Origin of the sequence: Mesorhizobium sp. M1423 (genome assembly GCF_040317575.1) — a bacterium.
In the GTDB taxonomy this organism is placed as follows: Bacteria; Pseudomonadota; Alphaproteobacteria; order Rhizobiales; family Rhizobiaceae; genus Mesorhizobium.
This window is the reverse complement of record NZ_JAMYKU010000015.1, coordinates 109,344-135,073: the sequence shown is the minus strand read 5'-3', so window position 1 is coordinate 135,073 and position 25,730 is coordinate 109,344. Positions and strand designations below refer to the sequence as shown.

Sequence of the window (25,730 nt, the reverse complement as noted above, 5' to 3'; positions counted from 1 at the left end):
GGCTTTTTTGCAACCCTTTGCCGGAAAAAGGCCGAGCTACCCGAAAAAATGCGGACAAAGCCTCGTAGACACTGGCATCCCGGCTCCATCACACCTAAATCGGAACAGCGTGCCGGCAAACGACGCAACGATACTTCAAGACGTTGACTATCCGGACTGCGGGAAAACATGAAAGCTGATTTTTACGAAACGCTGGGCGTGCAAAAAGGCGCCGACGAGAAGGAGCTCAAGAGCGCTTTCCGCAAGCTGGCCATGCAGTTCCATCCCGACCGCAACCCAGGCGACCATGCCTGCGAGCACAAATTCAAGGAAATCAACGAAGCCTACGAAACGCTGAAGGACCCGCAGAAGCGCGCCGCCTACGATCGCTTCGGCCACGCCGCCTTCGAGCACGGCGGCATGAATGGCGGGGCGCAAGGCTTTGGCGCCGGCGGCTTCGCCGACATTTTCGAGGACATTTTCGGCGACATGATGGGCGGGCGCCAGCGTCGCTCGTCCGGCGGTCGCGAGCGCGGCGCCGACCTGCGCTATAATATGGAAATCACGCTGGAAGAGGCATTTTCCGGCAAGACCGCGCAGATCCGCGTGCCGGCATCGATCTCCTGCTCGGAATGCTCGGGCAGCGGCGCCAAGCCCGGCACCCAGCCCGTCACCTGCTCGATGTGCAACGGCCACGGCAAGGTGCGCGCCACGCAAGGGTTCTTCTCGATCGAGCGCACCTGCCCGCAATGCCAGGGGCGCGGCCAGACCATCAAGGATCCATGTCCGAAATGCGCCGGCCAGGGCCGCGTCACCGAGGAGCGCTCGCTGTCGGTCAACATCCCTGCCGGGATCGAGGACGGCACCCGCATCCGGCTTGCCAATGAGGGCGAGGCCGGCCTGCGCGGCGGCCCATCGGGCGATCTCTACATCTTCCTCGCGGTCAAGCCGCACGAGTTCTTCCAGCGCGACGGCGCCGATCTTTATTGCAAGGTGCCGATCTCGATGACGACGGCAGCACTTGGCGGCTCGTTCGAGGTGACGACATTGGACGGCACCCAGACGAAGGTGAAGGTGCCGGAAGGCACCCAGAACGGCCGCCAGTTCCGCCTCAAGGGCAAGGGCATGCCGGTGCTGCGCCAGCCCAATATCGGCGACCTCTACATCCAGACCGTGGTCGAGACGCCGCAGAACCTTTCGCGCCGCCAGCGCGAATTGCTGGAGGAATTCGAGCAGCTTTCCTCAAAGGACAATTCGCCCCAGTCGAGCGGATTTTTCGCCCGCATGAAGGACTTTTTCGAAACGTTCGGCGAGCATTGAAGCTGATCCCTGGAAACGCTTCCCGAGCGTCATCAACACCTTATCCGGGGATTCGCCTTGTCTTGCACCTCGTAGCTGCTAAGTAGCATGCGAGGGAGCGTTGAGGAGGACTTTCGATGACGCGTAGTCCCGGACTGCGAAAGACGCTGGCGGAAAAGTTCGACGACGAACTGAAGTTCTTCAAGGGCTGGATCGACAAGCCGAAGGCGGTCGGTTCGATCGTCCCGACCAGTTCCATCACCGCGCGCAAGATGGCCTCGATCGTCAATCCGAAATCCGGCCTGCCGGTGCTCGAGGTCGGGCCTGGCACAGGCGTCATCACGCGCGCCATCCTCGCTCAGGGCATAAAGCCTGAAAATCTCTACGCGGTCGAATATTCCACTGATTTCGTGCGCCATCTGCGCCAGCTTTATCCAGGCGTCAACGTCATTGAGGGCGACGCCTTCAATCTCGACGCGACGCTCGGCGACAAGCGCGATCTGGTCTTCGATTCGGTGATATCGGGCGTGCCGCTGCTCAACTTCCCGGTCGCCCAGCGCATCGCCTATGTCGAGAGCCTGCTCGACCGCATCCCGGCGGGCCGGCCGATCGTGCAGCTGACTTACGGGCCGCTGTCGCCGATCCCGCCGGGCCGCGGCGACTATACGGTCGAGCATTTCCATTTCGTCATCCGCAACATTCCGCCGACGCAGCTTTGGATCTACCGACGCGGGGCCGCCTGAATTGCAGCGTTGGGTTTGAATAGCACTTGTCTTATACCCATCGGGTGACAAGGCAGACCCCATGGCTGTGATCCCGAAAATTCTCGTCGTCGCCGGTTCGGTGCGCAGCGGCGCCTATAGCGCCAGGACCGCCGACGTTGCGCAGAAGGAACTTGCCATGCAGGGCGCGGAGGTGACCCGCATCTCGCTCGCCGACTATCCGTTGCCGATCCTCGACCAGGATCTGGAAAAGGAAGAAGGCATTCCCGAAAACGCCGTCAAGCTCGGCCGGATGATCGCCGCCCATGACGGGCTGCTGATCGCGACGCCCGAATATAACGGCTCCATTCCACCGCTGCTCAAGAACACCATCGACTGGGTAAGCCAGCTGCGCAAGGATGGCGGCCGGACGTTCAGGCCGCTTGCCGGCAAGGTTGCCGGCCTCTGCTCGTCTTCCAACGGACCCTTCGGCGGGATACGCTGCATCAACCATCTGCGCGCCGTTCTGGTGCGCTGCCGGATGGAGGTGGTGACACCGGAATGCTCGGTGCCGGAGGGCGGCAACGCCTTCGACGACGAGGGCAACTTCAGGGACGAGAGACTACGCCAATCGATGGAGCACCTATGCCGAACGCTGATCGAAACCTCGCGCATGCTGTCGACGCGGATCGAGGCATGATCCCGGACGCCGCGCATGCCGACACGATGCAGGAAAGGCTGATCGTCGGCCTCGACCTGCCGACGCTGAAGGAAGCCGAGAAAGCGGTGCGCGAGCTCGACGGGATCGTCTCCTTCTACAAGATCGGTTACCAGCTCGCCTTTGCCGGCGGGCTCGACTTCGCCCGCGAGCTGGCCAGCGGCGGCACCAGGATCTTTCTCGATATGAAGCTGCTCGACATCGACAACACGGTGGCCAAGGGGGTCGACAACATCGTCAGGATGGGCATGAGCATGCTGACCATCCATGCCTATCCGAAGACGATGAAGGCGGCGGTCGAGGCTGCGAAGGGCAGCGACCTTTGCCTGCTCGGGGTCACCGTGCTGACCTCGATGGACGAGCAGGACGTGATCGACGCCGGCTATGAATATGATCCGCATACGCTGGTGCTGAGGCGCTCCGAGCAGGCGCTACATGCCGGCATGGGCGGCATCGTCTGCTCGGCCGAGGAAGCGGAGGCGGTGCGCCGCATCGTCGGCCCCGACCTGGCCGTCGTGACGCCGGGGATCCGGCCCACGGGCAGCGACCATGGCGACCAGAAGCGGGTGGTGACGCCGGCGCAGGCGATCCGCAACGGCTCCAGCCACCTCGTGGTCGGCCGGCCGATCGTCGGCGCGGCCGACCGGCGGGCGGCAGCTGAAGCCATCCTCGATGAAATGCGCTCGGCATAAGGACCAAAAACCAGGAGAAACCGATGCCCAAGGGATACTGGATCGCTCGCGTCGACGTGCGCGATGCGGAAGGCTACAAGGACTATGTCGCAGCCGCCAAGCTGGCCTTCGACCGCTTCGGCGCCAAGTTCCTGGCGCGCGGCGGCGCGCATGAGAAGGCCGAGGGGCCGGGCCGCGACCGCAATGTGATCATCGAGTTTCCGTCGCTTGCGGCGGCGCATGACTGCTACCACTCGCCCGAATACCAGCGCGCGGTCGCGATCCGCCAGAAGGTGGCTGACGGCGAAATCGTTCTGGTCGAGGGGATTTAGGCGAGAAGTCGGTTCGTCGCGGTTTCAGCCATCGCATCGGCGAGGCTCAGGCCCCATTGCCGGCGACAGTAATCGCGGAAATCGAAGCAGGGCAGGCCGGGGCAGACCTCGAACTCGATGAGGTGCACGCTGTCGTCGGCTTCGACCCGGAAGTCGATGGAAAACACATCCCGCAGGCCAAGCCCGACCATCAGGCTTTCGGCGATGCGACGGATTCTTGCATCGGCTCGAGGCTGGCTGGCGCCAACGGGAAGCAGCAACGGCTCAGCGTAATTTCCCGCGGCTTTCGCCGCTACACCGGTATCGCCGTAAAGCGCCAGGCTGTCCTGCATGGTCTGGAAATCGCTGCCCGAATCGACAAGGGCGATGCCGAGCGCCTCGGCGCCGGTATCCGGCTTCAATCCGAGAAAACTGGCGCGCGCGTTGCGGCCGGCGACATAGGGCTGGACCACGACATCGTCGCGATAGGCGGCGAAGACGCGCCGGCTAAGCTCCAGCGCGTGGCCGAGATCGGGGCAGCGCGAATCCGGCCAGATGCCGATCTTGGCGCCGAGCCGGTTCGGCTTGACGAACCAGCCGGCGGGCGAGTCCGGCGGCGCAACCAGCCAGGCTCCGTCACGGGCAAGGCCCGCCCGCGGCACCGGCAAGCCAAGCGCGCCGAGCACGGCGCCGGAACGGAACTTATCCTGACAGAGCGCAAAAAGCGCATCGTCGGCGCCGATCGCCTTCAGGCCGTTCAGCCGTGCCAGAGCTGGTGCCGCGCCGCCGCGGAAATAGGCGATGCCGTCGGTCAGCGTCCAGACGAGCGTGGTCTTCGGGTCCTCGCCGGCGAGAACGCTTGCGGCGTCGTCGAGTGTCACCGGCGCAAACGACAAGCCGCGCTTCTGGCAAGCGGCGGCAAGTGCGTCGAATTCAGCAGCGATGTCGGTCGATTGCGCCAGATAGGAGGCGATTTCGACGGCACGCTCCGGCACGTGGTTATCGGCGACCAGCCGATCGAAGCAGGCCTTTTCCGGCTCGTAGACAAGGATCAGCTTCGGCTTGCGGCTTGACATGGGTGGAACGGCTCCTGGCAGCACGATTGCCTACCATCGCACGGGGAACGCATTCGGCTTGCGCGGAACCGACGTTGATCGGACGCCTGCACGACAGCAAGCGCACCATCTTCTTGTTTGACCATGATCTTTTCCGAACCAAAGGTTCGGGACCATGGTCTAGCCAATCAGCACGCGCGGCTCGAAGCGACCATTGACTGGAATGTCGAGCATAAACGTCATGCCGGCTTGCGGGTCGAGCAGGCGCTGCTTCTCGCTCTTGCCGGACCAGGCGGAGGTGACCGCGATCCGGTCGGCATTCCTGCCGACAAAAGCCGGACAGGACGGCTGCGTCGCCGGCATCGCCACCGAACGGACAAGCTTGCCGTCGGGTCCATAGGCTTCGACGACGCTGCCGCCCCAGCAAGCGTTCCACAATATGCCGTCGCGGTCGAGCACCGAACCATCGATATAGCCCCTGGCCGAACGGTGATCGACGAAGACCTTCGGTTCGCCAACCGGCAGGCCGGTCGCAGGATCGCAGCCGACGCGCATCAACAGCCCGGTGCTGGTGTCGGTATAATGGGCGATGGTCCCATCTTCGGAAAAGCAGATCGAATTGGGCACCGTGAGATCCGCATAGAGCCGGCGCAGCTCGCCCTTGAAGAACCAGTAGATAGAACCGGCGGCCTTCTCCTCGCCCTTACCCATGGTGCCGACCCAGAGGGCGCCGCAAGGGTGAACGCGGGAATCGTTCGAGCGGGTGACCGTATTATCGGCCTCGATCGGCGTGTGCAGCGTCAGCTTGCCGGTCGCGACATCGCGGACATGCAGGCCGGTCTCGGTGGCGATCAGCTGGCGTTGGTCGTCGACGATGGCGATGGCGCTGGCCATCTGACCGAGCTCGTGGATTTTGACCGCACCGCCGGACAAGCGCTGTTCCAGGAGCTGGCCGTTGACGATGTCGAACCAATAGAGCGTGTCCGTGGCAGGGTCATAGCTTGGCCCCTCGCCGAGTTGGCAGACATGGTCGGAAAAAACCGAAACGATGGTCTCGCTCATCATGCCGCTCCAAACGCCGCGTCCCAGGCCACGACCGCAGCCTTCGCCCGTGCTGCCACTTCGTCGATGCTCATGCCCGGCTTGAACAGGCTGGAGCCAAGACCGAAGACGGTGACGCCGGCCGCTTTGTAGCCGGCAAAGTCCTTGTCCGAAACGCCGCCGACGGCGCCGACCAGCACACTGGCTGGCAGCACCGCGCACATCGCCGAAATGCCCGCCGCGCCAAGCACGCTCGCCGGGAAGAATTTCAATGCCGAGGCGCCGAGCCGGATTGCTTGAAATGCCTCGGTCGGCGTGAACACGCCGGGCATCGTCACCATGCCGTACTGCATGGCACGGCCCATGACCTCGGCATCGATATTGGGGCTGACCAGCAGCCGCCCGCCGGCCTTGTGCAGACCGTCGACATCGGCGGCGGTGAGCACCGTGCCGGCGCCGACCAGCGCCGTCGGAGGAAGCGCTTCGACAATACTGGCGATGGAAACAAAAGGCTCGGGCGAGTTGAGCGGCACCTCGATTGCTTCGATGCCGGCGCCGAAGATCGCCTGGCCGATCGCCACCGCCTCGCTTGGCTTGAGGCCACGCAGGATCGCGACCAGACCCCGCTTGAGCTTTGGAAAAGGTGCGGTTTCGGTCATGCGGCAACTCCATTTTTGGCGATCATGCCATTTTCGCGCGCGGCTTCGGCAAGGCCGGCACGCACCGCCTCATCGGCGTCGACCGCCCTGAAAGCGAGCCCGGCAAGGCCGAGCGCCTCGGCATAGAGCCTGCCGAGTGCGCCGGATGCGATCAGCACGACGGGCACGGCGCTTGCCCCATAGCGGCTATTTGCCGAAGCGATCTCGCCGCCGATCAGCAGGCCGGACAGAGAGGCTGCGGCATCTTCGGGCTCCAGGTCCTGCAACAGGCTGGCGGCGCGGATCGAGAACAGTCTTGAAACGATGTCACCGCCCTCGGCCAACGCCTTCAGGCACCAGTCCCGGAAAAACGGACTTTCGGCGGCAACCGGCTGCGGCGGCTCGCCCAGCGAATGGCGCAGGATCGAGTGCGCAGCCAGCACCGAAAACAGCTCGCCGGTCGGCCAGGTGCCGAAGCCGGCAATGGAACCGTCCTCGACCAGCACCCATTTCGAATGGGTGCCGGGCATGCAGACGAGGTGGCGTCCCTGTGCCGGCAAACCGGCGCCGGCAAGCTGCGTTTCCTCGCCGCGCATGACGTCAGGTGCATCGGCAAGGCGTTGGGCAAGGCCGGGCACGATGCGGATGTCGCGGCGCTGGCCGGGGATGCGGGCAGCGCCGGCGAGGATAGCGCCGATCGGCGCCGGCACGCTGACATAGGGCGCCTCCAGCCAGCCCTGGCGCGAACCGGCCATCCCGCAAATGATGACCGGCAGCGCCTCGGGGGCACCCATGGCAGCCAGATGCCCTTCGAGAACGGACGAAAATCCTTTAGCCTGGGCGGTGATCAGCCCGTCATCGCCGCGCCGCTCGGCGAGAACCTTGCCGGCGCCGTCGAGCAGCCACACCCTCATCCGGGTGGTGCCCCAGTCGACGGCCGCGACAGAAGGGGCCTTGCTCGATGAGATCACAGGAACCCCCCGTCGACGATCAGCATCTGCGCGGTCAGCATGCGTGAAGCATCCGACGCCAGGAACAGCACGGTGCCGACAACGTCTTCCGGCTGCATCACCTCTTTGATGCACTGCTTGGCGACGTGGGCGGCGAGCGCCTGTTCGGTGACCCAGAGCTTTCTCTGTCGCTCGGTGATCACCCAGCCGGGCGCGATTGCGTTGACGCGAATCCCGTCGACGCCGAGCTTGCCGGCAAGACCCTTGGTGAGGCCGACGATGCCGGCCTTGGCGGCGGTATAGGCCGGCATATCGGGATGGTTGATGAGAAACGAGGTCGAGGTGAAATTGATGATCGAGCCGCCACCGGCCCGCTTCATGCCCGGCGCCACCGCCTGTGCGCTGAAGAAATGCGGGCGCAGGTTGATGGCATGATTGTTGTCCCAGAACTCGACCGTGACGTCTTCGACGGCATGACGGTCATCCTGCGCGGCATTGTTGACCAGCACGGTCACGTCGCCATGCGCCTCGGCGGCTTTGGCAACTGATAACCGCAATGCCTCGATATCGCGTATATCGGTCTTGAGATAGAGCGGCCGCCGGCCGAGCTCCTTGTCTAACCGATCGGCCAGCGCCAGGCTCGGACGGTCGGCGATATCGATAAAGGCGACCTTTGCCCCCTGGCGGATAAATCCCTCGGTCAAGGCGGCTCCAATGCCGGAGCCGCCACCGGTGATCAGCACCGAAGCGCCTTCGAGGTCGGCAAAGCGTGCCGATGGCATCATGAATTCTCTCCCGGTCCAACGATCTCGGTCTGACCGGCGCGCATCCTATCCAGCCATGTCGGGCGGGCAAGGGCGAAAGAGTGGATAGTCGGGACTTATGTCCGACAAAAGGCCGCACGCGCCCCCGATCGATCAGCCGCCCAGCCGGACGTGGTACAATTCGACGGCGGCTCCGCTGGTCCTGGCAACCGGCTCAAGCCATTCCGGTACGCTGCCGCGCATCAACCCGGCGAGAAAACCTGCCGGCGCCTTGGCGGCGAGGAGCTTGCTTTCGGGGCTGCCGGGGCACAATGCGACGAGGCCGACGTGATGATCCGCCAGGATTGTCCTGGCATCGGCATCGGACCCAAGGAAGGCATCGAGCGCCAGCAGGTTGCCGGCGACGTTGCGATGATAAGGCCCGGCGAAGACGCGGTGTCCGGAATAGGCCAGGATCGGCGATCCGAGATTGGAAATTGCCAGCACCGTGGTGCCGGGCAGGCGGCCAAGCGCCGCAAAGGAGGCCATGCGCTGGCAAGCGACATCGGCGCCGTCGCCATTATCGGCGGCGGTATTGCTGTCCTCGAAGGCGACCGAGGTCGCCGCGGCAGCCCCAGTCCAGACGGCATTCACCGAAACCAGCCAGACGGCGGCCATGCGCAGCGCCACGCCGCGCGACGGGCTGGCCTCGGCCCGTTGACGCCATTTGGCAATCCAGGCAGCAAGCGGGATGACGGCGAAGGCGATCGAGAATGTCGAACCGCGCACCTGCCAGGCACTGACGATGAAGGCCACGACAAGCAGCGTGCCGACAAGGCTGTCCTGCCGCCGCCAGCCGCCACGGCCAAGGCGAAGCGCCATCAGCACGAGCGCGATGAGCGGCGTAGCATAGCGCGCCACCACCCCGGCCGGATCTTCAGCGAGAAGCTTGAACAGCGATTGCGCCTCGTCGATGTGATCAAGCCATAGCTCCTTGAGGCGCGGATCGAGGTTGGCATAGGGCGCTGCCAGGCATTGCGGGAACAAAAAGACGACGACTGCGGCCAATATCAGGGCAAGCAGGCCAAGCGAGGCGATGCGCCGTTGGCGCGTGCGGCCAGCGGGCTCGACCGACGCTATCGCCGCAAGGCCGGTTCCGGCAATCGCTGCGACGACGAACTGCACGGTCGAGAAGGCGTCGCATTGCGCCTGACCCCAGGCGGACGGTGCGATGGTGGCGACAAAGATGAGAGCGGACACGCCGGCAAAGCCGAGGCCGAAATCCCTGGCAATCGGCCTCTCGCCATCGGCGTCGAGGGCAAACAGCGTGGCGACAGAGGCGCCGATGGTGGCGACATAAGGCGCGGTTTCCATGCCGACGGCCAGCATCAATCCGGCGCACAGGCCGGAGAGTAGTGCCGCCGGCCTGCGCAACGGCGCTTCAAGCAGAAGGCTCAGGCTGGCCATGCTCAGCATCAGCTGGACATTGTGGTGATCGAGCGCGCCAGGCGAAAAAATGCCGAGGAAGTGCAGTGCGGCGGCGCCGACGACGACAGCGGGCAGCACGGCGCCGTCACCGGCAAAGCTGCGCGCGGTGCGAGCGGTGAAAAACACGGTCAGGCAAAAGAGCAGCGCCGGCCACAGCACTTGCGCAAAATTCTCGGCAAAGACCGTGCTCCCGGTCAGGGCCGACACGGCCGTGATGGCGGCGATCGGCGCATCGACCAGCCGCGACCAGTGCATGACGAAGCCGCCTTCCAGGCCCATCCTGTACTGGTGCAGATCGAACCAGCTTTGGCCGGCCAGCATGTCGCGAACTTCGACAAGGCGCAGCAGATTGTCGTTGTCGCCGCCGGCATTGGTCAGTTCCGGGAAACCGGCAAAGGCATTGACGGCAAGCGCCAGCAGCGTGGCAAGCAGCGCCAGCGCGATATCGGACCTCCAAATGGAGGCGCCATCGTCGGCTGTGCTCATATCAGGACCTTTGGAAGGAATACGGGGCGGTTTAAACCTAGCCTTAACAGCTTCAATAAATAGTAAAGCCGCCCGAGCGAGGCCGGCGTTTGAGCGGTCAGGGACCTCACAGGGCATCCGGAGACGAAAATGCCACAAGAAGTGCGCCATGAGCCGAGCATCGCCGTGCTCCTGCCTTGCTACAATGAGGAGCTGACGATCGGCGAAGTGGTGCGGCGCTTTCGCGAGACGCTGCCTGCCGCCGCGATATATGTCTACGACAACAATTCGCGCGATCTGACGGCGCTCCGAGCCCGCGCCGCCGGCGCCATCGTGGTGCGCGAGCCGCGCCAGGGCAAAGGCAATGTCGTGCGCCGCATGTTCGCCGACATCGAGGCCGACATCTATCTGATGGCCGACGGCGACGGCACCTATGCGCCGGAGGACGCGCCGCAACTGATCAACACGCTGCTGACCGAGCGCTCCGACATGGTGGTGGGCACCAGGCGCGGCGTCGCCGACGATGCCGGCAGGACTGGCCATGCCTTCGGCAACCGCATCTTCAACAGCCTCTACAAGCGGCTGTTCGGCTCGGACTTTACCGATATCTTCTCGGGGTACCGCGCCTTCACCAGGCGCTTCGTCAAGAGCTTTCCCGCCGTTTCCGGCGGTTTCGAGATCGAGACCGAAATGTCGGTGCACGCCTCGCAGCTCAAATTGCCGGTGAGCGAGATCGGGCTCGACTATGGCCGCCGGCCGGAAGGCTCCTCGTCGAAGCTGTCGACCTTTCGCGACGGCGCGAAGATCCTGTGGATGTTCGCCATGCTGATGAAGGAGACACAGCCGCTGCGTTTCTTCGGCGCTTTTTCGGTGTTCTTCCTGGCATCGAGCCTGTTCCTGATGGCGCCGGTGCTGATCGAGTTCGCCGAAACCGGGCTTGTGCCGCGCATGCCGACCTGGGTGCTGTCGGTCGGGCTGCTGCTGCTGTCGATGCTGGCGGCGGTGACCGGGGTAATCCTCGATTCGGTGTCGCGCGGCCGGGCCGAGCAGAAGCGCATCTTCTATCTGTCGATGCCTTCCGGTCGCGTCGAACGTGAACGTGCAAGCGCCCTCGCGACTTTGAAGGCCGGACCGGGCAAGACCCCGCGCGCGGCCTAGAGCCTGAATGGGACGCCTCGCCCGCTTCATTTTCGCCGGCGGCGTCGGCTTCGTCGCCGATGCGGCGGCGCTTTGGCTGGTGCTGACGATAGCGCCGCTCGGACCATTCGCGGCTCGCATCATTTCGATCGGTTTTGCCCTGTCCGTCACCTGGTTGATCAACCGCCATCTGACGTTTTCGCCTTCCAGACGCGGCATCGCGCAAGAGGGCGCACGCTATGGCGGCGTCGGCATTGCCACCAGCGTCGTCAATTATCTCGTCTATTGCGCCATCCTGTTCGCGCTGCCGACGGTGTCGCCGCTCATCGCCCTTGCGGTCGCCTCGCTGATTGCCATGGCGCTGTCCTTCCTCGGCTATTCCAAGCTGGTCTTCGATCGCTGACGGCACATCGCATTGGGATCTGCGCCAAACGAAGCGCAGCCTCATCATGACCTTGGCCGATTGGCAGAAGCCGCCGATTTCCTTATATCGCTGTCGTCGATGCATCGGCGCGAAAATCGGAATCGATTTTCGGACAGCACGATGCATGGATTCAAAAGTGTTGGAGCGTACTTTGTGCATCCAAGTGGATCGCTGCAAGTGCGCCGGAGAGCTGCCATGCCCCTGAAAGTCGCCGTCCAGATGGACCACATCTCCACCGTGTCGATTGCCGGCGACACGTCGTTTGCGCTGTCGCTGGAAGCGCAGCGGCGCGGCCACCAGCTGTTCCACTACACGCCCGACCGGCTGTCGCTGCGCGACGGCAAGGTGTTTGCCCGCATCGAGGCGATGCAGGTCCGCGACGAGAAGGGCAGCCATTATTCACTGGGCGAAGAAATCCGTACCGATCTTTCGGAGATGGACGTCATCCTTTTGCGGCAGGATCCGCCCTTCGACATGAACTACATCACCACCACGCATATCCTCGAGCGCATCCATCCGAAGACGCTGGTGGTCAACGACCCGGCCTGGGTGCGCAACAGCCCGGAAAAGATCTTCGTCACCGAATTTCCCGACCTGATGCCGGACACGCTGATCACCAAGGATCCGCTCGAAGTCGCCGCCTTCCGCAAGGAGTTTGGCGACATCATCGTCAAGCCGCTCTACGGCAATGGCGGCGCCGGCATCTTCCACCTGCACGAGGCCGACCGCAACCTCGCCTCGCTGCTCGAAATGTTCGGCCAGATGTTCCGCGAACCCTACATCGTGCAGCGCTACCTCAAGGAGGTGCGCGCCGGCGACAAACGCATCATCCTGATTGACGGCGAGCCGGTCGGCGCCATCAACCGCGTGCCGGCCGAGCACGATTCGCGCTCCAACATGCATGTCGGCGGCCGCGCCGAAAAGACCGAGCTGACAGAGCGCGAACGCGAGATCTGTGCCCGCATCGGCCCGTGGCTGAGGGAGCGCGGCTTCATCCTCGTCGGCATCGACGTCATCGGCGACTACATGACCGAGATCAACGTGACCTCACCGACCGGCATACGCGAAGTGAAGCGCTTCGGCGGCGCCGACATCGCCAGCCTGTTCTGGGATGCGGTGGAGGGCAAGCGTAACTAGTCTCGCTTCGGAGCGGCCGCGTTGCAACCCATTGGAGCCGCTGCGTTCAGCCGTTCCCCAAATGTTCTTGCCTTCGCCGGAAATCTGTGGTTGTCTCCGGTGACGCCGTTCGCGGCATGATCGCAAGGGCTTGGGGCAAGCCTGCAGCCGGGGTGAAGACATGGTGGCGCGGGTTCGCACGGTTGCTTTCCAGGGCATCGAGGCCGTGCCGGTCGACGTGCAGGTGATGATCGCGCCGGGCAAGGTCAACATGCACATCGTCGGCCTGGCCGACAAGGCTGTAGCCGAAAGCCGCGAGCGGGTGCAGGCGGCGCTGCATGCATCCGGCCTGTCGATGCCGTCGAAGAAGGTCACCGTCAATCTGGCGCCTGCCGACCTGCCCAAGGAGGGCAGCCATTACGATCTGCCGATCGCGCTCGGTTTGATGGCGGCACTCGGCGCCATTCCGGGCGACATGCTGGCCGGCTATGTCGTGCTTGGCGAATTATCGCTCGACGGCACCATTGCCGCGGTGGCCGGCGCGCTGCCGGCGGCGATCGGCGCCAATGCCGAAGGCAAGGGCCTGATCTGCCCGTTCGCCTGCGGGCCGGAAGCGGCGTGGGCCGGCAAGGATTTCGACATATTGGCGCCGCGCAGCCTGATCGCCATCGCCAATCATTTTCGCGGCACGCAGGTCCTGTCGCGGCCGGAAGCCGGCATCCATGCTTCGGCGCGCGACCTGCCCGACCTTGCCGACATCAAGGGGCAAGAGACCGCCAAGCGGGCGCTGGAGGTGGCGGCAGCCGGCGGCCACAATCTGCTGATGGTCGGTCCGCCCGGGTCCGGCAAATCGATGCTGGCGCAGCGGCTGCCGTCGATCCTGCCGCCGCTTGCGCCGAAGGAATTGCTCGAAGTCTCGATGATCGCGTCGGTGGCCGGCGAACTCGGCGAAGGAAAGCTCACCGACCGGCGGCCGTTCCGCGCGCCGCATCATTCGGCCTCGATGGCGGCGATGGTCGGCGGCGGCTTGCGCGTGCGGCCGGGCGAGGCCTCGCTTGCCCATCACGGCGTGCTGTTCCTCGACGAGTTTCCCGAATTCTCGCCGCAGGCGCTCGATGCGCTGCGCCAGCCGCTGGAGACCGGCGACTGCATGATCGCGCGCGCCAACCATCGCGTCACCTATCCGGCGCGCATCCAGCTGGTCGCGGCGATGAACCCGTGCCGCTGCGGCATGGCCGGCGAGTCAGGCTATCGCTGCCTGCGCGGCGACCGCTGCCGCACCGACTACCAGGCGCGCATTTCCGGCCCGCTGCTCGATCGCATCGATCTCAGGATCGAGGTACCGGCGGTTTCGGCCAGCGATCTGATCCGGCCGGACCGAGCGGAGAAAAGCGCGGCGGTAGCACTACGCGTCGCCCGTGCCCGTACGATCCAGCGTGAGCGTTTCGAACGGCTCGGCGCGACCTCCGCCACCACCAACGCGCATTGCTCGCCGTCGGTCATCGAGGAGATCGCCATGCCCGATGCAGCCGGCCTGTCGCTGCTTAGGGATGCCAGCGAAAAGCTCGGCTTTTCCGCGCGGGCTTACCATCGGGTGCTGAAGGTGGCGCGGACACTGGCCGATCTCGAGGCCAGCGAGACGGTCGGCCGCATCCATCTGGCCGAAGCGATTTCCTACCGCATGAGCTCGGAGCGGATGGCGCAGGCGGCGTAGGTTTCCCTCCCCCTCGAGGGGAGGGTGGCCGCGAAGAGGGGCCGGGTGGGGTCGCCGGTGATATGCTCTGCCTTTAACGTCTGCGCCATACGCGGCGTCTGCGCCATATGCGGCCGATCAAGGTGGCACCGAGTGTCAGTCGCTAAGACAATCCTCGTTCCCGTTCTTGTCGCCGGAATGGGAGTCGGCGCACTTCACGCAAGACCCCTCCCGGCCCTTCGGGCCACCCTCCCCTCAAGGGGGAGGGGGACGTCGGCGCTACCCCGTCCGCCGTCCTTGGGGTCTGTCCGTCATGCCTGCTAACCTTCGCCTCAAGCGCCCTGCTTCGCCTTCAGTTCCAGCCGCCGCGCGTGAAGGACCGGCTCGGTGTAGCCGTTGGGCTGGATGCGGCCTTTGAAGACGAGGTCGCAGGCGGCGAGGAAGGCGATGGACTTGTCGAAATCCGGCGCCATCGACCGGTAGAGCGGATCGCCTTGGTTCTGGCGGTCGACAATCGCCGCCATGCGCTTCATCGTTTCCATGACCTGGTCGGGCGTGCAGACGCCGTGATGCAGCCAGTTGGCGATGTGCTGCGAGGAAATGCGTAGCGTGGCACGGTCCTCCATCAGGCCGACGTCGTTTATATCTGGCACTTTCGAACAGCCGACGCCCTGGTCGATCCAGCGCACGACGTAGCCCAGAATGCCTTGTGCGTTGTTGTCGAGCTCCTTCTGGATGTCTTCGGGCGACCAGTTCGGCCGCACCGCGACCGGCACCGACAATATGTCATCCAGCTTCGCCTTGGGCCGGCTTTTCAGCGCCTGCTGCACGGCGTGGACATCGACCTTGTGGTAGTGCGTGGCGTGCAGGGTTGCCGCCGTCGGCGACGGCACCCAGGCGGTGTTGGCGCCGGCCTTGGGGTGCGCGATTTTCTCGACCAGCATCGCCTCCATCAGGTCGGGCATCGCCCACATGCCCTTGCCGATCTGGGCGTGGCCGGCCAGCCCGCATTCGAGCCCGGTATCGACGTTCCAGGCTTCATAGGCGGCAATCCAGGCGGCCTGCTTCATGTCGCCCTTGCGGATCATCGGGCCGGCTTCCATCGAGGTATGGATCTCGTCGCCGGTGCGGTCGAGGAAGCCGGTGTTGATAAAGACGACGCGGTCCCTGGCGGCGCGGATCGCCTCCTTGAGATTGGCGGTGGTGCGCCGCTCCTCGTCCATGATGCCCATCTTGATGGTGTTTTTCGCCATGCCGAGCAGCGCTTCGACGCGGTCGAAAATCTCGACGGCGAAGGCGACCTCTTCCGGCCCATGCATCTTGGGTTTTACGATGTACATCGAGCCGGCGCGAGAATTGGCGCGGCGCCCGTTCGGGCCAACATCGTGCAGCGCGATCAGCGCCGTAATCGCCGCATCCATGATGCCTTCCGGCACCTCGTGGCCGTCGCGGTCCGATATCGCCGGATTGGTCATGAGGTGGCCGACGTTCCTGACCAGCATCAGCGAGCGGCCGGGCACGGTCAGCGTGCCGCCATCGGGCGCGGTATAGGTGCGGTCGGCGTTGAGCCTCCGGACAAAGCTCTTGCCGGCCTTGGTGATCTCTTCCGCCAGGTCGCCCTTCATCAGGCCGAGCCAGTTGCGGTAGACCAGCACCTTATCCTCGGCATCGACGGCCGCCACCGAATCCTCGCAGTCCTGGATGGTTGTCAGCGCCGATTCCAGCACGACATCGGCAATGCCGGCCGGATCGGTGCGGCCGATCTGGTTGTTGCGGTCGATGACGATTTCGATGTGCAAGCCGTTCTTGACCAGCAGCACGGCTTCGGGGTCGGCGGCATCACCGTGATAGCCGGCAAACTGCTTGGGATCGGCAAGCGTGGTGGCGCCGCCGCCCTCGCCCAGCCGCAGCATGCCGTTGGCCACCGAAAGCCCGTTCACGCCAGCCCATTTGCCTGTCGTGAGCGGCACCGCCTCGTCGAAGAAGCTTTTCGCCCAGGCGACGACCTTGGCGCCGCGCGCCGGATTGAATTTGTTGCCTCGTTCGGCGCCGTCCGTCTCCGGGATGGCGTCGGTGCCGTAGAGCGCATCATACAGTGAGCCCCAGCGCGCATTGGCGGCATTCAGCGCATAACGCGCATTCATCACCGGCACCACCAACTGCGGCCCGGCGACCAGCGCGATTTCCGGGTCGACATTTTCGGTCGTCACGCTGAAGGCCGGCCCCTCGGGCAGGAGATAGCCGATCTCGCGGAGGAAGCTCTTGTAGGCCTCCATGTCGACGGGCGCGCCATTGTCGCGGTACCAGCGGTCGAGCTTGTCCTGCATGGCATCGCGTTTTTCGAGCAGCGCCCGGTTTTTTGGCGAGAGATCATGGACGATCGCCGAAAAACCGCTCCAGAATGCCTCCGCTTCAATGCCGGTGCCCGGCAATGCCTCGTTCACGACAAAATCATGAAGCTCGCGGGCAATCCGCAATCCGGCGATCTCGACGCGATCGGTCATCAGGGCTTCTCCAGACGAAAGGCTAGGCCGGGCCTTTGGCATGTCGCGGTTGCAGGGTCAATTCGGCATAGGTGAAGGTAGGGCGTTTTCGCCGTTGCAGGAGCTGCCAATCTCCCCACTTGTGGGGGAGATGCCCGGCAGGGCAGAGGGGGGCGTGAAGGATCGCCGACCTTGCCATTTACGACCAGCCGCAAGTCTGAGGTGTTACCGCGAAAGACTGAGACGTTGGCGGGACAGCGCCCCCCTCTGTCCTGCCGGACATCTCCCCCTCGAGGGGGGAGATCGGCTAATCACACCGCAATCCTTGGCCTGCCCGACGCGACCGCCACGACATGTGCCTCGATGAACATGCGCTGGCCCTCGACGGTGGAGACGCGGAACTCGCTGGCGATTTCGATCTCGGCGCTGTCGGTGCCGGCGTCCTTCGCCCGCCCGGCGGCGATAGCGCGCACATCTTTCTCCGCCGCGGCGATCGCCGCCGCCTCGTCGTTGAAATCACGCACGCTTTCGCCCGAGGCGACGCGGAACAGCCCTTCCTTGGGCTGGCTGACCCGCGCCTCTGCCGAAACCCGGACCTGGCCGACGACGGCGCCGAGCGCATTGGCCACGTCGGTATCCTCCGGCACCACGCAGTCATTGCCGACCAGCTCGGCCAGGCCGGCATAATGCAGCGGCGCCGAGGCGCCGAGGCCGATGACCGGACGGTCGAGCGCGACGCTGAGCCGGGCGATGCCGGGATGCGCGTCGACGGCGCGCTGGACCAGGGCGTGGGCGACGGTCGCCGCGCCATCCAGCCCATCCTCCGCAAAGGCGGTTTCGAGGATGACTTCCGCCGACAGGCGGGTCAGCGTGGTCAGCACCCGTTCCGAGATCGCCTCCGGCGAGGCGGCGATGAACTGGCCGCGGCCGTCGCGCCTGCGCGCGAACAGCTCGGCACCCAGACGCGCCGCGGCCGGATCCCAATTGGACTGCCTGCCCAGCACATGGGCGGCATCCGACGGCGTGAAGCCGGCGACATGCACCAGCCCGCGCGACACCAGCCGGTTCAAGGTGGCGTTCTGGGCATTCGAGGTCAGCAATCTGTCGAGAGCCTGCGGCACGGCGCCGATCAGCTCGTAAAGCTTGGCTTCAGCACCGGTCAGCCCCGCGGCGAGCCGCTCCGGCACCCCGGTCCTGACCGCCAGCCGGCCATCCATGCGGCCGGGATTGGGTGCGCGCAGCTGGCGTTCCAGTTCTGATGTGACGGCCTCGCCATGCACCATGCCGGCCAGCGCCAGCGGCACCAGGCGGCGCGGCCCGAGCAGGATTTTCGGGCTGAGCGCGCCGTCCTCCAGCGCCACTTCGGAATCGCCGCCGAGGCCAAAAGTGCGCATGGCAACGGCCTCGACCATGGTGCGGAAGCCGCCGACGGTGGCGCCTTCCGGATCGAGCCTCGGCCGGCCCTTGTCCAACACCGCGACGTCGGTGGTGGTGCCGCCGATATCGGAGACCACGGCATTGTCGAGGCCGGTCATGTGGCGGGCGCCGACAAGGCTGGCGGCCGGGCCGGACAGGATGGTCTCGATCGGCCGCTGGCGGGCGAAGGCGGCCGAGACCAGAGCGCCGTCGCCGCGCACCACCATCAGGGGGGCGGCGATCTTGCGCGCGGCCAAAAAACCTTCGGTTGCCGCGACCAACCGGTCGATCATCGAGATCAGCCGGGCGTTGAGCAATGTCGTCAGTGCCCGGCGCGGGCCGCCGAGCTTGGCCGACAGCTCGTGGCTGGCGGTGACCGGCAGGCCGGTCCTGTCGCGGATCAGGTCGCGGGCGGCAAGCTCATGCGCCGGATTGCGGGTGGCGAAATAGGCGCAGACGGCAAAGCCGGACACCGATTTTTCCAGTTCCGGCAAAGCTGCCTCCAGCCCGGACAGATCGAGTTTTGCCGCATTGCCATGGACATCGTGGCCGCCGGGGCAGAACACCACCGGATCGGTGCCGAGCGCCGCCTTCAGCCCGTCGCGGGCCAGATCGCCTTCGGCAAAGCCGATCATCACCAACGCGACGCGCCCGCCCTGGCCCTCGACCAGCGCATTGGTGGCAAGCGTCGTCGACATCGACACCAGCTTGATCGCCGCCGGGTCGGTGCCGGCTTTTTGCAGCACCGCATCGACCGCGCCCGATATGCCGACCGCCAGGTCGTGACGGGTGGTCAGCGCCTTGGCCTTGGCCAGCACTTTTCCGCCGGGGCCGCCGGCTTCAGACCACAACACGGCGTCGGTGTAGGTGCCGCCGGTGTCTATGCCGAGGAACAGGGGGGAGGGTTTGAGCTTGGCGGTCATTGGCGGGTCCGGAGAATTCGTCTCCGCCCCTTAGCGGATACCGGTCGATCGATAAAGCCGTGATGGCTGGGCCAAGATGGGAGTTCGATCTCCCCCCTCGTGGGGGAGATGGCCGGCAGGCCAGAGGGGGGCGCTGTCCCGCCGGCCTTGCCGTGGTTACAAGCCGCTCCGGCCGGTCATTCAGACGCACGCCCCAGGCCAGCCGCAATCACAACATGCTGGCAGACGTTGTCGATGTCGCGCACGATGTCGTCGTTCCAGAAACGCAGGACGGTCCAGCCGTCCTGTTCCAGGCGCACTGTCCTTGCTTCGTCTCTGGCAACAGCATCGGCTTCGGTATGCTGGGAGCCGTCGACTTCGACGACAAGTTTCTTGTCCGGGCAAGCGAAGTCGACGATGTAACCTGCGATTGGGAATTGACGCCGGAAGCCAAGTCCCATCAGCCGGTGCGCGCGAAGCTCGTTCCAGAGCTTCAATTCAGCTGATGTCATGACCTTACGCATCGATCTGGCGTTTGCACGATGTTTTGGAGGCAGTGGCGTGTGAGGCATTGTTTGTGAAATTTGCGCTCTACGGCGCCCCCCTCTGTCCTGCCGGACATCTCCCCCACGAGGGGGGAGATTGGCGGTTCGACCACCTACCCGACAAACCCCACCTTCTTGTGCGTCCCATCACAAAACGGCTTGTTGGCGGAATGGCCGCAGCGGCAGAGGAAGGTGCGCTGCGTGCGATCGAGCGTGTGGCCGGTGCCGGTGACGATTTCGAGATTGCCCTCGAGCTTGAGCGGACCGTTGGTGGTCGGCGTCACCGTCAGCGGACCATTCCGCACCTCCAGCGCCGGCGTGTCCTTCAGCGCCGGTTCGCCCGTGGCGGCAAAGCCAGCCTTGGTGTGGGCGCTGTCGCAGAACGGCTTGTTTTCCGAAGCGCCGCAGCGGCACAGCGTGGCGCGAAAAAACGTCTCGCCGCCCAGCACGATCTCGGCATGCAGGGCCAGCGGGCCGTTTTCCCGGATGCGCACGGTGTTGACCGCCGGCGGCTGTTCCTGCGGCCCGCCATCCTTGCGAACATAGGTGATGGCGCCCGACGGGCAGTTTTCGGCGAGCGCCACGACCTTTTCGACGCTGGCTGCCTCCGGGTGGATCCACTGGCCGGGCGCGTTGGGCTCGAAGACATGCGGATCGCCCAGCACGCAATTGCGCGAATGGATGCAGTGGCGGCCGGAAAAGCCGATATCGATCTTCTCGCTTTCGACCCTGCCGGCCATGGGTGCCCTTCCTTAGTTCAAGCGTCACGCTATGGCGGCGACCCGGACGGCGTCAAGGGCGGCCGATCTCCCCCCTCGTGGGGGAGATGTCCGGCAGGACAGAGGGGGGCGCGAAGGAACTCTAGCTTCACGAACTCTTTGAGCACCTACCTCGGGAATTCGCGTTTTTTTGCTCGCTGCACCACATTTTGTTCTTGCTTTGTGCCGGCAGCTATGCTAATAATTTGGGTATGGTGGTGATTTGCATCGACGACCCGCCCGCCGAGGCGGGTTTTTTGTTTCAGCTTTGAAATTCCGGCGTTGCCGGCCTGACGTTGGCGGGACGCCCCTGCCCGCTTTGCGCTGGCTTCTCTCCGCAAGAATGGAGCAATCGCCTATGAAGTCCCCCTCATCCGGCCGCGGAGCCTGTCCTCGGGCTTGCCGGAGGCAAGACCCGTTGGGCGGCCACCTTCTTCCCGCCGGGGAGAAGAGCCTGGCGCCAGCGCAGGCGACCTCCTCTCCCTCGGGGAGAGGTCGGATTGCTCCGAATTGCCCTTCGCAATTCGGTCGGCAATCCGGGTGAGGGCGCACTTGCCCATACGCGATTGCCCCCCAACAAGAGGGAGACAGGCAACTCACGGAACCAGATCGATTTCCTCGGTCTCGCCGCCGCTGCAGGTGTAGCAGCAATCGTCACATTTTTCCTTGTTGGCGGGGCCGACGCCCCAGTAGGTGCTGTCGTCGCCATCGACCCAGGCGCCGTAGCAGATCGATTCGCCGTCATTGCAGGACAGCGGGATCGACTTGGTCTCGCCGTCGTTGAGATAATAATCCTGATTGTTGCCCGGCCAGACATAGTCGCGATCCTGGCTGTAGAGCTCGACGCGCATGGCGTTGGGATGGCTGTTCTTGATCTCGAAAGTGACATCGCCGGCGTGCGCCGCTGGCGCAAACAATCCGACGATGAACAGCGCAGCGGCAACGCGGCGCGCGAAAGCGTAAGACAACATGATGATTCCCCCCGGAATGAAACGGCCTGCTCGGCCGCGCGGGGGAACATGGCATGGCGGGTTGAAGGGTGGAAGAGGTGATTGCGGCATTTGCGTCGCAAGACGCGCGAGGCTGCCAAGGAAGACCCCTCTCCGGTTTGCTTCGCAAACCACCTCTCCCCACTTCGTGGGGCGAGGAAACCGCCAATCGCCGAAGCCTCACAAGACCTGGGTTCCTCGCCCCCACATGGTGGGGGAGAGGTGGCCGCGAAGCTGCCGGAGAGGGGCGGTCCGACGGGCTCAACGATCGGGCTTCAGCAGGGTCCATATCCAGCCGATGAATGTGAGCACCAGGAAGGGATATCCGGCAGCGGGCAGCGGCGCCGAGGTCGGCAGCAAAGGGGTGCCCCAGAGGATCAGGCCCACTGAGACGACGAACAGCACAGCCGCCACGACAGCGGTGAGCCGCATCCACAGGGCGAAGGTTTTCGGCGCGCTGACCATGACCAGCGCCGCCGCCCAGAGCGAGATACCGCCGACATAGGAGGGCACGCTGGCCTCAAGCCCCGCCGCATTGCCGGCGAGCAGCAGGCTCTCGCCGGCGAGAAAGGTCAGAAATCCGGCCGCCACGCAGTCATTGCCCAGCCGCTGATATTTCATCGTCAGCAGCGCGGTTGCTACCACCAGTGCGACGCCGTCGATCGTCCAGAGTGTTTCGCGAAGGGACGCGCTCTCGACGAAGGTGCCGACGAGGCCCATCGCGCCGCCGATGGCAAGGCCGATCGCGGCGATCGTGTCGGAGATAGCAGGGCTGGCGGGACGCATCGGGACCTCCCTTCCAAGCTCAAGGATACTTCAAGACGGGACCTTCTCCAATGGCGGCCCGCTGCCTAAAGCGAAGGGCATTGGCCGGCGCATATTTAATCGCATCGGGAGGCGGTTCGGTCAGCTCGAAATTGGGAACAGCCCGGCCACGGGGGAAATGGGCGTAACCCCGTTCAATCCCCCATCTTCAGCGCCTGGATAAACGCCTCCTGCGGGATGTCCACCTTGCCGAACTGCCTCATCCGCTTCTTGCCCTCTTTTTGCTTGTCGAGCAGCTTGCGCTTGCGCGAGACGTCGCCGCCGTAGCATTTGGCCGTGACATCCTTGCGCAGCGCCGAGATGGTTTCGCGCGCGATGACCTTGCCGCCGATCGCCGCCTGGATCGGGATCTTGAACAGATGGTTCGGGATCAGTTCCTTCAGCTTCTCGCACATCTGGCGGCCGCGCTTTTCCGCCGCCGTGCGGTGGACCAGCATCGACAGCGCGTCGACCGGCTCCTCATTGACCAGGATCGACATTTTCACCAGGTCGCCTTCCTTGTAGTCGGTCAAATGATAGTCGAAGGAGGCGTAGCCCTTGGAGATCGACTTCAGACGATCGTAGAAGTCGAAGACCACCTCGTTGAGCGGCAAATCGTATATCAGCATGGCGCGCTTGCCGACATAGGACAGGTCGGCCTGGATGCCGCGCCGGTCCTGGCATAGCTTCAGGATGCCGCCGAGATAGTCGTCGGGGGTGAGGATGGTGGCGCGGATCCATGGCTCCTCGATGGCGGAGATCTTGACCACGTCGGGCATGTCGGCCGGGTTGTGGAGTTCCTTGACCGTGCCGTCGTTCAACAGCAGGCGGTAGACGACGCTGGGCGCGGTGGCGATGAGGTCGAGGTTGAACTCGCGCTCCAGCCGCTCCTGGATGATTTCGAGATGAAGCAAGCCGAGGAAGCCGCAGCGATAACCGAAGCCGAGCGCGGCGCTGGTTTCCATTTCAAAGGAGAAGGACGCGTCGTTGAGGCGCAGTTTGCCGACGGCGGCGCGCAGGTCTTCGAAATCGGCGGCGTCGACGGGGAACAGGCCGCAGAACACCACCGGCTGCGCCGGCTTAAAGCCGGGCAGGGCTTGTGCCGTCTGGCGCTTGTCCTCGGTGATGGTGTCGCCGACGCGCGTGTCGGCCACTTCCTTGATCGAGCCGGTGAAGAAGCCGAACTCGCCAGGGCCGAGCTCGTCGACATTGATGCGGGCGGGCGTGAAGACGCCGGTGCGCTCGACCAGATGTTTGGCGCCGGTGCCCATCATGCGGATGGTCTGGCCCTTCTTCAGCACGCCGTCGATGATGCGGACCAGCACGATGACGCCGAGATAGGCGTCGTACCAGGAGTCGACCAGCATCGCCTTCAATGGAGCCGTGATGTCGCCCTCGCGCGGCGGCGGCAGATCGTTGACGATCGCCTCGAGCACATCGGGAATGCCTAGCCCGGTCTTGGCCGAGATCAGCACGGCGTTGGAGGCGTCGATACCGATCACCTCCTCGACCTGCTCGCGGATGCGCTCGGGCTCGGCGGCGGGCAGGTCGACCTTGTTCAGCACCACGACGATCTCGTGGTTGTTGTCGATGGCCTGGTAGACATTGGCCAGCGTCTGCGCCTCGACCCCTTGCGAGGCATCGACGACCAGCAGCGAGCCCTCGCAGGCGGCAAGCGAGCGCGACACTTCATAAGCGAAGTCGACATGACCGGGCGTGTCGATCAGGTTGAGGATATAATCCTCGCCATTGTTGGCGCGGTATTTCAGCCGCACCGTCTGCGCCTTGATGGTGATGCCGCGCTCGCGCTCGATGTCCATCGAGTCCAGCACCTGCTCCTTCATGTCGCGCAGCTCCAGCCCGCCGGTCGACTGGATCAGCCGGTCGGCAAGCGTGGATTTGCCATGGTCGATATGGGCAACGATGGAGAAGTTGCGGATGTTCTTGATCGGCGTGGTCATGCGGCGCGCTTTAGCAGGGGCACGGTACATCGGCAAGCGGCGGGGCGCGGACGGGGCGGCGGGGCGGCAAAGTCGTTAAACTTTGATCCATGAGATTAGAGCATAGTTTGCGCCCGGCGTGATAGCCCCACTTGCCTATCGCCGTTTGGGGGGTCGGAATGCCGCTGTCAGCACGCAAATTTCTCAAATCGGTGAGCGGCTCGTTCGCGCCAATGCTCGCCATCTTGCTTATGCCGATGGTTGCCGCATTGGGTTTTTCCATCGACTATACCTCGGCGGTTTCAACCAGGGCCTCGATGCAGAATGCGCTCGATGCAGCATCGCTGTCGATCACGACGCTGGAGACGACCACGACGTTGGCGGACCGCCAGGTGAAGCTGCAGGAGGCATACCTGGCCAATGGCGGGCAAGGCACGGCCAAGCTCGACAGCTTCGTCGTCGCCACCGACGGCGCTGCCAGCATCAAGGCTTCGGCTGGCTTCGCCATGCCGACGAGTTTCATGCAGATCGTCAAGATCAACACGGTGCAGGTCGGCGTTGCGTCGGCGGTGAGAAAGCGGCCGGCACTGATCGAGGCGACGTTCAAGATCGACAAGGTCTCGGGCTGGTGGGACAAGACGATGACGCTCTACGGCACCAAATTCGGTGAGACGAATGCCAATAAGCTGATGAAGATCGTCTACGTACATAACAAGTTTGGCGATCCGAAGGGCTACGGAACAACCTCTGCATACACGATCAACGGGACAACGGAGACGCTGGTCCAGAGCCAAGTATGCACGACCATCACGGTGTACAGCTTCTACGGCCTGCCCACCACCACGATCGTCCAGACCGACTCCATCGGCCGGAAATACGCGACCACCTGCGTCAATACCGGCGCCGGCGCGGTGGTCAATGTGACTGACATGGATAACCTCTATCTGGAGATGAAGATACCGAATCCCAATCCTGGTCTTGATTTCAGATTTGGTCCTGGTCTTGGCGGCGGCTATCTGCAATCAGGCACGAAAGAAACCCTGCGATCAGACGACAAGGCCACGTCCGACCGGCTGTTCATCGACAAGATCAAGACGCCAGCCAATACGATCGTGGACATCTTTACGGCCGTGCCGTGCGGCATCACCGGCAGCCAAGCGTGGGAAGATGGCGGATCACTTACCAACAACACCGTAGGTGACGCCGATTTTTCCTATTTTGTGACCGGCAAATGCGCCTTCAACAAGCGGCCTTCGGAGACCGTGCTTACGCAATAGCCGGGCCAAGTGCCGATCTCCCCCGTGTGGGGGAGATGGCCGGCAGGCCAGAGGGGGGCGCTGTCCCGCGGCTCTCGTAATTTGCAAATCTGGCAACCTCCAATCCGCTTGGCCCATCCTAGCATCGAGTTGGCGTTACTCGGCGTCCGCGTAGGATGACGCTCGGTGGCGCCCCCCTCTGTCCTGC

Annotated in this window: 23 protein-coding genes; 10 read left to right on the top strand and 13 right to left on the bottom strand. The window is 64.4% G+C overall.

Translation table 11 applies throughout. The features are described from left to right. Nucleotides 1-168: 168 nt before the first annotated feature. The 5 genes from dnaJ to NKG95_RS19775 all read left to right on the top strand — a co-directional run bounded on the left by dnaJ (nucleotide 169) and on the right by NKG95_RS19775 (nucleotide 3,700). Nucleotides 169-1,299 (top strand): molecular chaperone DnaJ, encoded by a 1,131-nt coding sequence (gene dnaJ / locus NKG95_RS19795; protein WP_023679852.1) that lies wholly within the window; start codon nucleotides 169-171, stop codon nucleotides 1,297-1,299. A gap of 116 nt (nucleotides 1,300-1,415) precedes the next feature. Beyond that, nucleotides 1,416-2,021, top strand: a complete 606-nt coding sequence (gene pmtA, locus NKG95_RS19790; RefSeq protein WP_352481404.1) for a phospholipid N-methyltransferase PmtA — start codon at nucleotides 1,416-1,418, stop codon at nucleotides 2,019-2,021. Between the two features lie 61 nt (nucleotides 2,022-2,082). Then, a complete protein-coding gene (locus NKG95_RS19785) occupies nucleotides 2,083-2,679 on the top strand; it encodes an NADPH-dependent FMN reductase (protein ID WP_352481403.1) in 597 nt (198 codons plus the stop codon). Then, on the top strand, nucleotides 2,676-3,389 hold the full coding sequence (pyrF, locus tag NKG95_RS19780; RefSeq protein WP_023718909.1) for an orotidine-5'-phosphate decarboxylase: 714 nt from the start codon (nucleotides 2,676-2,678) through the stop codon (nucleotides 3,387-3,389). The genes NKG95_RS19785 and pyrF overlap by 4 nt, the downstream gene beginning before the upstream one ends. Nucleotides 3,390-3,412: 23 nt before the next feature. Further along, entirely contained in the window at nucleotides 3,413-3,700 is a 288-nt protein-coding gene (locus NKG95_RS19775) for a DUF1330 domain-containing protein (protein ID WP_023718908.1), read from the top strand. Here NKG95_RS19775 and NKG95_RS19770 read toward each other — a convergent pair. The 6 genes from NKG95_RS19770 to NKG95_RS19745 form a co-directional block, all read right to left on the bottom strand. Then, complete coding sequence (locus NKG95_RS19770) at nucleotides 3,697-4,755, bottom strand: D-alanine--D-alanine ligase family protein (RefSeq protein ID WP_353042067.1); 1,059 nt, start codon at nucleotides 4,753-4,755, stop codon at nucleotides 3,697-3,699. The genes NKG95_RS19775 and NKG95_RS19770 overlap by 4 nt on opposite strands. Before the next feature lie 159 nt (nucleotides 4,756-4,914). Beyond that, the gene (locus tag NKG95_RS19765; protein WP_353042065.1) at nucleotides 4,915-5,796 is read right to left on the bottom strand and encodes an SMP-30/gluconolactonase/LRE family protein; all 882 of its coding nucleotides are present in this window, start codon (nucleotides 5,794-5,796) and stop codon (nucleotides 4,915-4,917) included. Continuing rightward, nucleotides 5,796-6,434, bottom strand: a complete 639-nt coding sequence (locus tag NKG95_RS19760; RefSeq protein WP_353042063.1) for a 2-dehydro-3-deoxy-6-phosphogalactonate aldolase — start codon at nucleotides 6,432-6,434, stop codon at nucleotides 5,796-5,798. The genes NKG95_RS19765 and NKG95_RS19760 overlap by 1 nt, the downstream gene beginning before the upstream one ends. Continuing rightward, nucleotides 6,431-7,381, bottom strand: a complete 951-nt coding sequence (locus NKG95_RS19755; protein ID WP_353042100.1) for a 2-dehydro-3-deoxygalactonokinase — start codon at nucleotides 7,379-7,381, stop codon at nucleotides 6,431-6,433. Before NKG95_RS19755 ends, NKG95_RS19760 begins: the two co-directional genes overlap by 4 nt. Then, on the bottom strand, nucleotides 7,381-8,148 hold the full coding sequence (locus NKG95_RS19750; RefSeq protein WP_352848319.1) for an SDR family NAD(P)-dependent oxidoreductase: 768 nt from the start codon (nucleotides 8,146-8,148) through the stop codon (nucleotides 7,381-7,383). Before NKG95_RS19750 ends, NKG95_RS19755 begins: the two co-directional genes overlap by 1 nt. A 132-nt stretch (nucleotides 8,149-8,280) precedes the next feature. Next, nucleotides 8,281-10,080, bottom strand: a complete 1,800-nt coding sequence (locus NKG95_RS19745; RefSeq protein WP_353042061.1) for a GtrA family protein — start codon at nucleotides 10,078-10,080, stop codon at nucleotides 8,281-8,283. 129 nt (nucleotides 10,081-10,209) lie between these two features. On the opposite strand from NKG95_RS19745, the gene NKG95_RS19740 reads away from it, so the two are divergent. The 4 genes from NKG95_RS19740 to NKG95_RS19725 all read left to right on the top strand — a co-directional run bounded on the left by NKG95_RS19740 (nucleotide 10,210) and on the right by NKG95_RS19725 (nucleotide 14,450). Continuing rightward, nucleotides 10,210-11,217 (top strand): glycosyltransferase, encoded by a 1,008-nt coding sequence (locus NKG95_RS19740; RefSeq protein WP_023718901.1) that lies wholly within the window; start codon nucleotides 10,210-10,212, stop codon nucleotides 11,215-11,217. A gap of 7 nt (nucleotides 11,218-11,224) precedes the next feature. Beyond that, nucleotides 11,225-11,599 carry a GtrA family protein gene (locus NKG95_RS19735; protein ID WP_353042059.1) on the top strand — a complete coding sequence of 125 codons (375 nt, stop codon included), beginning with the start codon at nucleotides 11,225-11,227 and terminating at the stop codon, nucleotides 11,597-11,599. A 216-nt stretch (nucleotides 11,600-11,815) separates the two neighbouring features. Continuing rightward, entirely contained in the window at nucleotides 11,816-12,757 is a 942-nt protein-coding gene (gene gshB, locus NKG95_RS19730) for a glutathione synthase (protein ID WP_352640352.1), read from the top strand. Nucleotides 12,758-12,917: 160 nt separating this feature from the next. Then, nucleotides 12,918-14,450: a YifB family Mg chelatase-like AAA ATPase gene (locus tag NKG95_RS19725; RefSeq protein WP_353042057.1), complete on the top strand. Its 1,533-nt coding sequence runs from the start codon at nucleotides 12,918-12,920 to the stop codon at nucleotides 14,448-14,450. Between the two features lie 311 nt (nucleotides 14,451-14,761). Here the strand turns inward: NKG95_RS19725 and NKG95_RS19720 are convergent, their stop codons facing one another. The 7 genes from NKG95_RS19720 to lepA form a co-directional block, all read right to left on the bottom strand. Then, complete coding sequence (locus tag NKG95_RS19720) at nucleotides 14,762-16,933, bottom strand: malate synthase G (RefSeq protein WP_353042055.1); 2,172 nt, start codon at nucleotides 16,931-16,933, stop codon at nucleotides 14,762-14,764. A gap of 290 nt (nucleotides 16,934-17,223) precedes the next feature. Next, nucleotides 17,224-19,251 (bottom strand): hydantoinase/oxoprolinase N-terminal domain-containing protein, encoded by a 2,028-nt coding sequence (locus NKG95_RS19715; protein ID WP_353042053.1) that lies wholly within the window; start codon nucleotides 19,249-19,251, stop codon nucleotides 17,224-17,226. A 176-nt stretch (nucleotides 19,252-19,427) separates the two neighbouring features. Continuing rightward, nucleotides 19,428-19,802: an endonuclease domain-containing protein gene (locus NKG95_RS19710; RefSeq protein ID WP_353042051.1), complete on the bottom strand. Its 375-nt coding sequence runs from the start codon at nucleotides 19,800-19,802 to the stop codon at nucleotides 19,428-19,430. Nucleotides 19,803-19,888: 86 nt separating this feature from the next. Then, nucleotides 19,889-20,515 (bottom strand): CDGSH iron-sulfur domain-containing protein, encoded by a 627-nt coding sequence (locus NKG95_RS19705; RefSeq protein ID WP_353042049.1) that lies wholly within the window; start codon nucleotides 20,513-20,515, stop codon nucleotides 19,889-19,891. A 614-nt stretch (nucleotides 20,516-21,129) separates the two neighbouring features. Then, a complete protein-coding gene (locus NKG95_RS19700; RefSeq protein WP_502913969.1) occupies nucleotides 21,130-21,504 on the bottom strand; it encodes a hypothetical protein in 375 nt (124 codons plus the stop codon). Between the two features lie 279 nt (nucleotides 21,505-21,783). Then, nucleotides 21,784-22,308 carry a hypothetical protein gene (locus NKG95_RS19695; protein ID WP_352481393.1) on the bottom strand — a complete coding sequence of 175 codons (525 nt, stop codon included), beginning with the start codon at nucleotides 22,306-22,308 and terminating at the stop codon, nucleotides 21,784-21,786. A 173-nt stretch (nucleotides 22,309-22,481) separates the two neighbouring features. Further along, nucleotides 22,482-24,287, bottom strand: a complete 1,806-nt coding sequence (gene lepA, locus NKG95_RS19690; protein ID WP_353042047.1) for a translation elongation factor 4 — start codon at nucleotides 24,285-24,287, stop codon at nucleotides 22,482-22,484. Nucleotides 24,288-24,445: 158 nt separating this feature from the next. On the opposite strand from lepA, the gene NKG95_RS19685 reads away from it, so the two are divergent. Next, entirely contained in the window at nucleotides 24,446-25,543 is a 1,098-nt protein-coding gene (locus NKG95_RS19685) for a TadE/TadG family type IV pilus assembly protein (protein WP_353042045.1), read from the top strand. Nucleotides 25,544-25,730 lie beyond the last annotated feature (187 nt).

Excerpts from the sequence above, each read along its gene's own strand:
- NKG95_RS19715 (WP_353042053.1), bottom strand. The coding sequence starts at position 19,251 with ATGACCGCCAAGCTCAAACCCTCCCCCCTGTTCCTCGGCATAGACACC.
- NKG95_RS19695 (WP_352481393.1), bottom strand. The coding sequence starts at position 22,308 with ATGCGTCCCGCCAGCCCTGCTATCTCCGACACGATCGCCGCGATCGGC.
- NKG95_RS19710 (WP_353042051.1), bottom strand. The coding sequence starts at position 19,802 with ATGCCTCACACGCCACTGCCTCCAAAACATCGTGCAAACGCCAGATCG.
- NKG95_RS19735 (WP_353042059.1), top strand. The coding sequence starts at position 11,225 with ATGGGACGCCTCGCCCGCTTCATTTTCGCCGGCGGCGTCGGCTTCGTC.
- NKG95_RS19725 (WP_353042057.1), top strand. The coding sequence starts at position 12,918 with ATGGTGGCGCGGGTTCGCACGGTTGCTTTCCAGGGCATCGAGGCCGTG.
- NKG95_RS19750 (WP_352848319.1), bottom strand. The coding sequence starts at position 8,148 with ATGATGCCATCGGCACGCTTTGCCGACCTCGAAGGCGCTTCGGTGCTG.
- NKG95_RS19785 (WP_352481403.1), top strand. The coding sequence starts at position 2,083 with ATGGCTGTGATCCCGAAAATTCTCGTCGTCGCCGGTTCGGTGCGCAGC.
- NKG95_RS19770 (WP_353042067.1), bottom strand. The coding sequence starts at position 4,755 with ATGTCAAGCCGCAAGCCGAAGCTGATCCTTGTCTACGAGCCGGAAAAG.
- NKG95_RS19775 (WP_023718908.1), top strand. The coding sequence starts at position 3,413 with ATGCCCAAGGGATACTGGATCGCTCGCGTCGACGTGCGCGATGCGGAA.
- dnaJ (WP_023679852.1), top strand. The coding sequence starts at position 169 with ATGAAAGCTGATTTTTACGAAACGCTGGGCGTGCAAAAAGGCGCCGAC.
- gshB (WP_352640352.1), top strand. The coding sequence starts at position 11,816 with ATGCCCCTGAAAGTCGCCGTCCAGATGGACCACATCTCCACCGTGTCG.
- NKG95_RS19745 (WP_353042061.1), bottom strand. The coding sequence starts at position 10,080 with ATGAGCACAGCCGACGATGGCGCCTCCATTTGGAGGTCCGATATCGCG.
- NKG95_RS19705 (WP_353042049.1), bottom strand. The coding sequence starts at position 20,515 with ATGGCCGGCAGGGTCGAAAGCGAGAAGATCGATATCGGCTTTTCCGGC.
- pyrF (WP_023718909.1), top strand. The coding sequence starts at position 2,676 with ATGATCCCGGACGCCGCGCATGCCGACACGATGCAGGAAAGGCTGATC.
- lepA (WP_353042047.1), bottom strand. The coding sequence starts at position 24,287 with ATGACCACGCCGATCAAGAACATCCGCAACTTCTCCATCGTTGCCCAT.
- NKG95_RS19765 (WP_353042065.1), bottom strand. The coding sequence starts at position 5,796 with ATGAGCGAGACCATCGTTTCGGTTTTTTCCGACCATGTCTGCCAACTC.
- NKG95_RS19740 (WP_023718901.1), top strand. The coding sequence starts at position 10,210 with ATGCCACAAGAAGTGCGCCATGAGCCGAGCATCGCCGTGCTCCTGCCT.
- NKG95_RS19760 (WP_353042063.1), bottom strand. The coding sequence starts at position 6,434 with ATGACCGAAACCGCACCTTTTCCAAAGCTCAAGCGGGGTCTGGTCGCG.
- NKG95_RS19700 (WP_502913969.1), bottom strand. The coding sequence starts at position 21,504 with ATGTTGTCTTACGCTTTCGCGCGCCGCGTTGCCGCTGCGCTGTTCATC.
- NKG95_RS19685 (WP_353042045.1), top strand. The coding sequence starts at position 24,446 with ATGCCGCTGTCAGCACGCAAATTTCTCAAATCGGTGAGCGGCTCGTTC.
- NKG95_RS19720 (WP_353042055.1), bottom strand. The coding sequence starts at position 16,933 with ATGACCGATCGCGTCGAGATCGCCGGATTGCGGATTGCCCGCGAGCTT.
- pmtA (WP_352481404.1), top strand. The coding sequence starts at position 1,416 with ATGACGCGTAGTCCCGGACTGCGAAAGACGCTGGCGGAAAAGTTCGAC.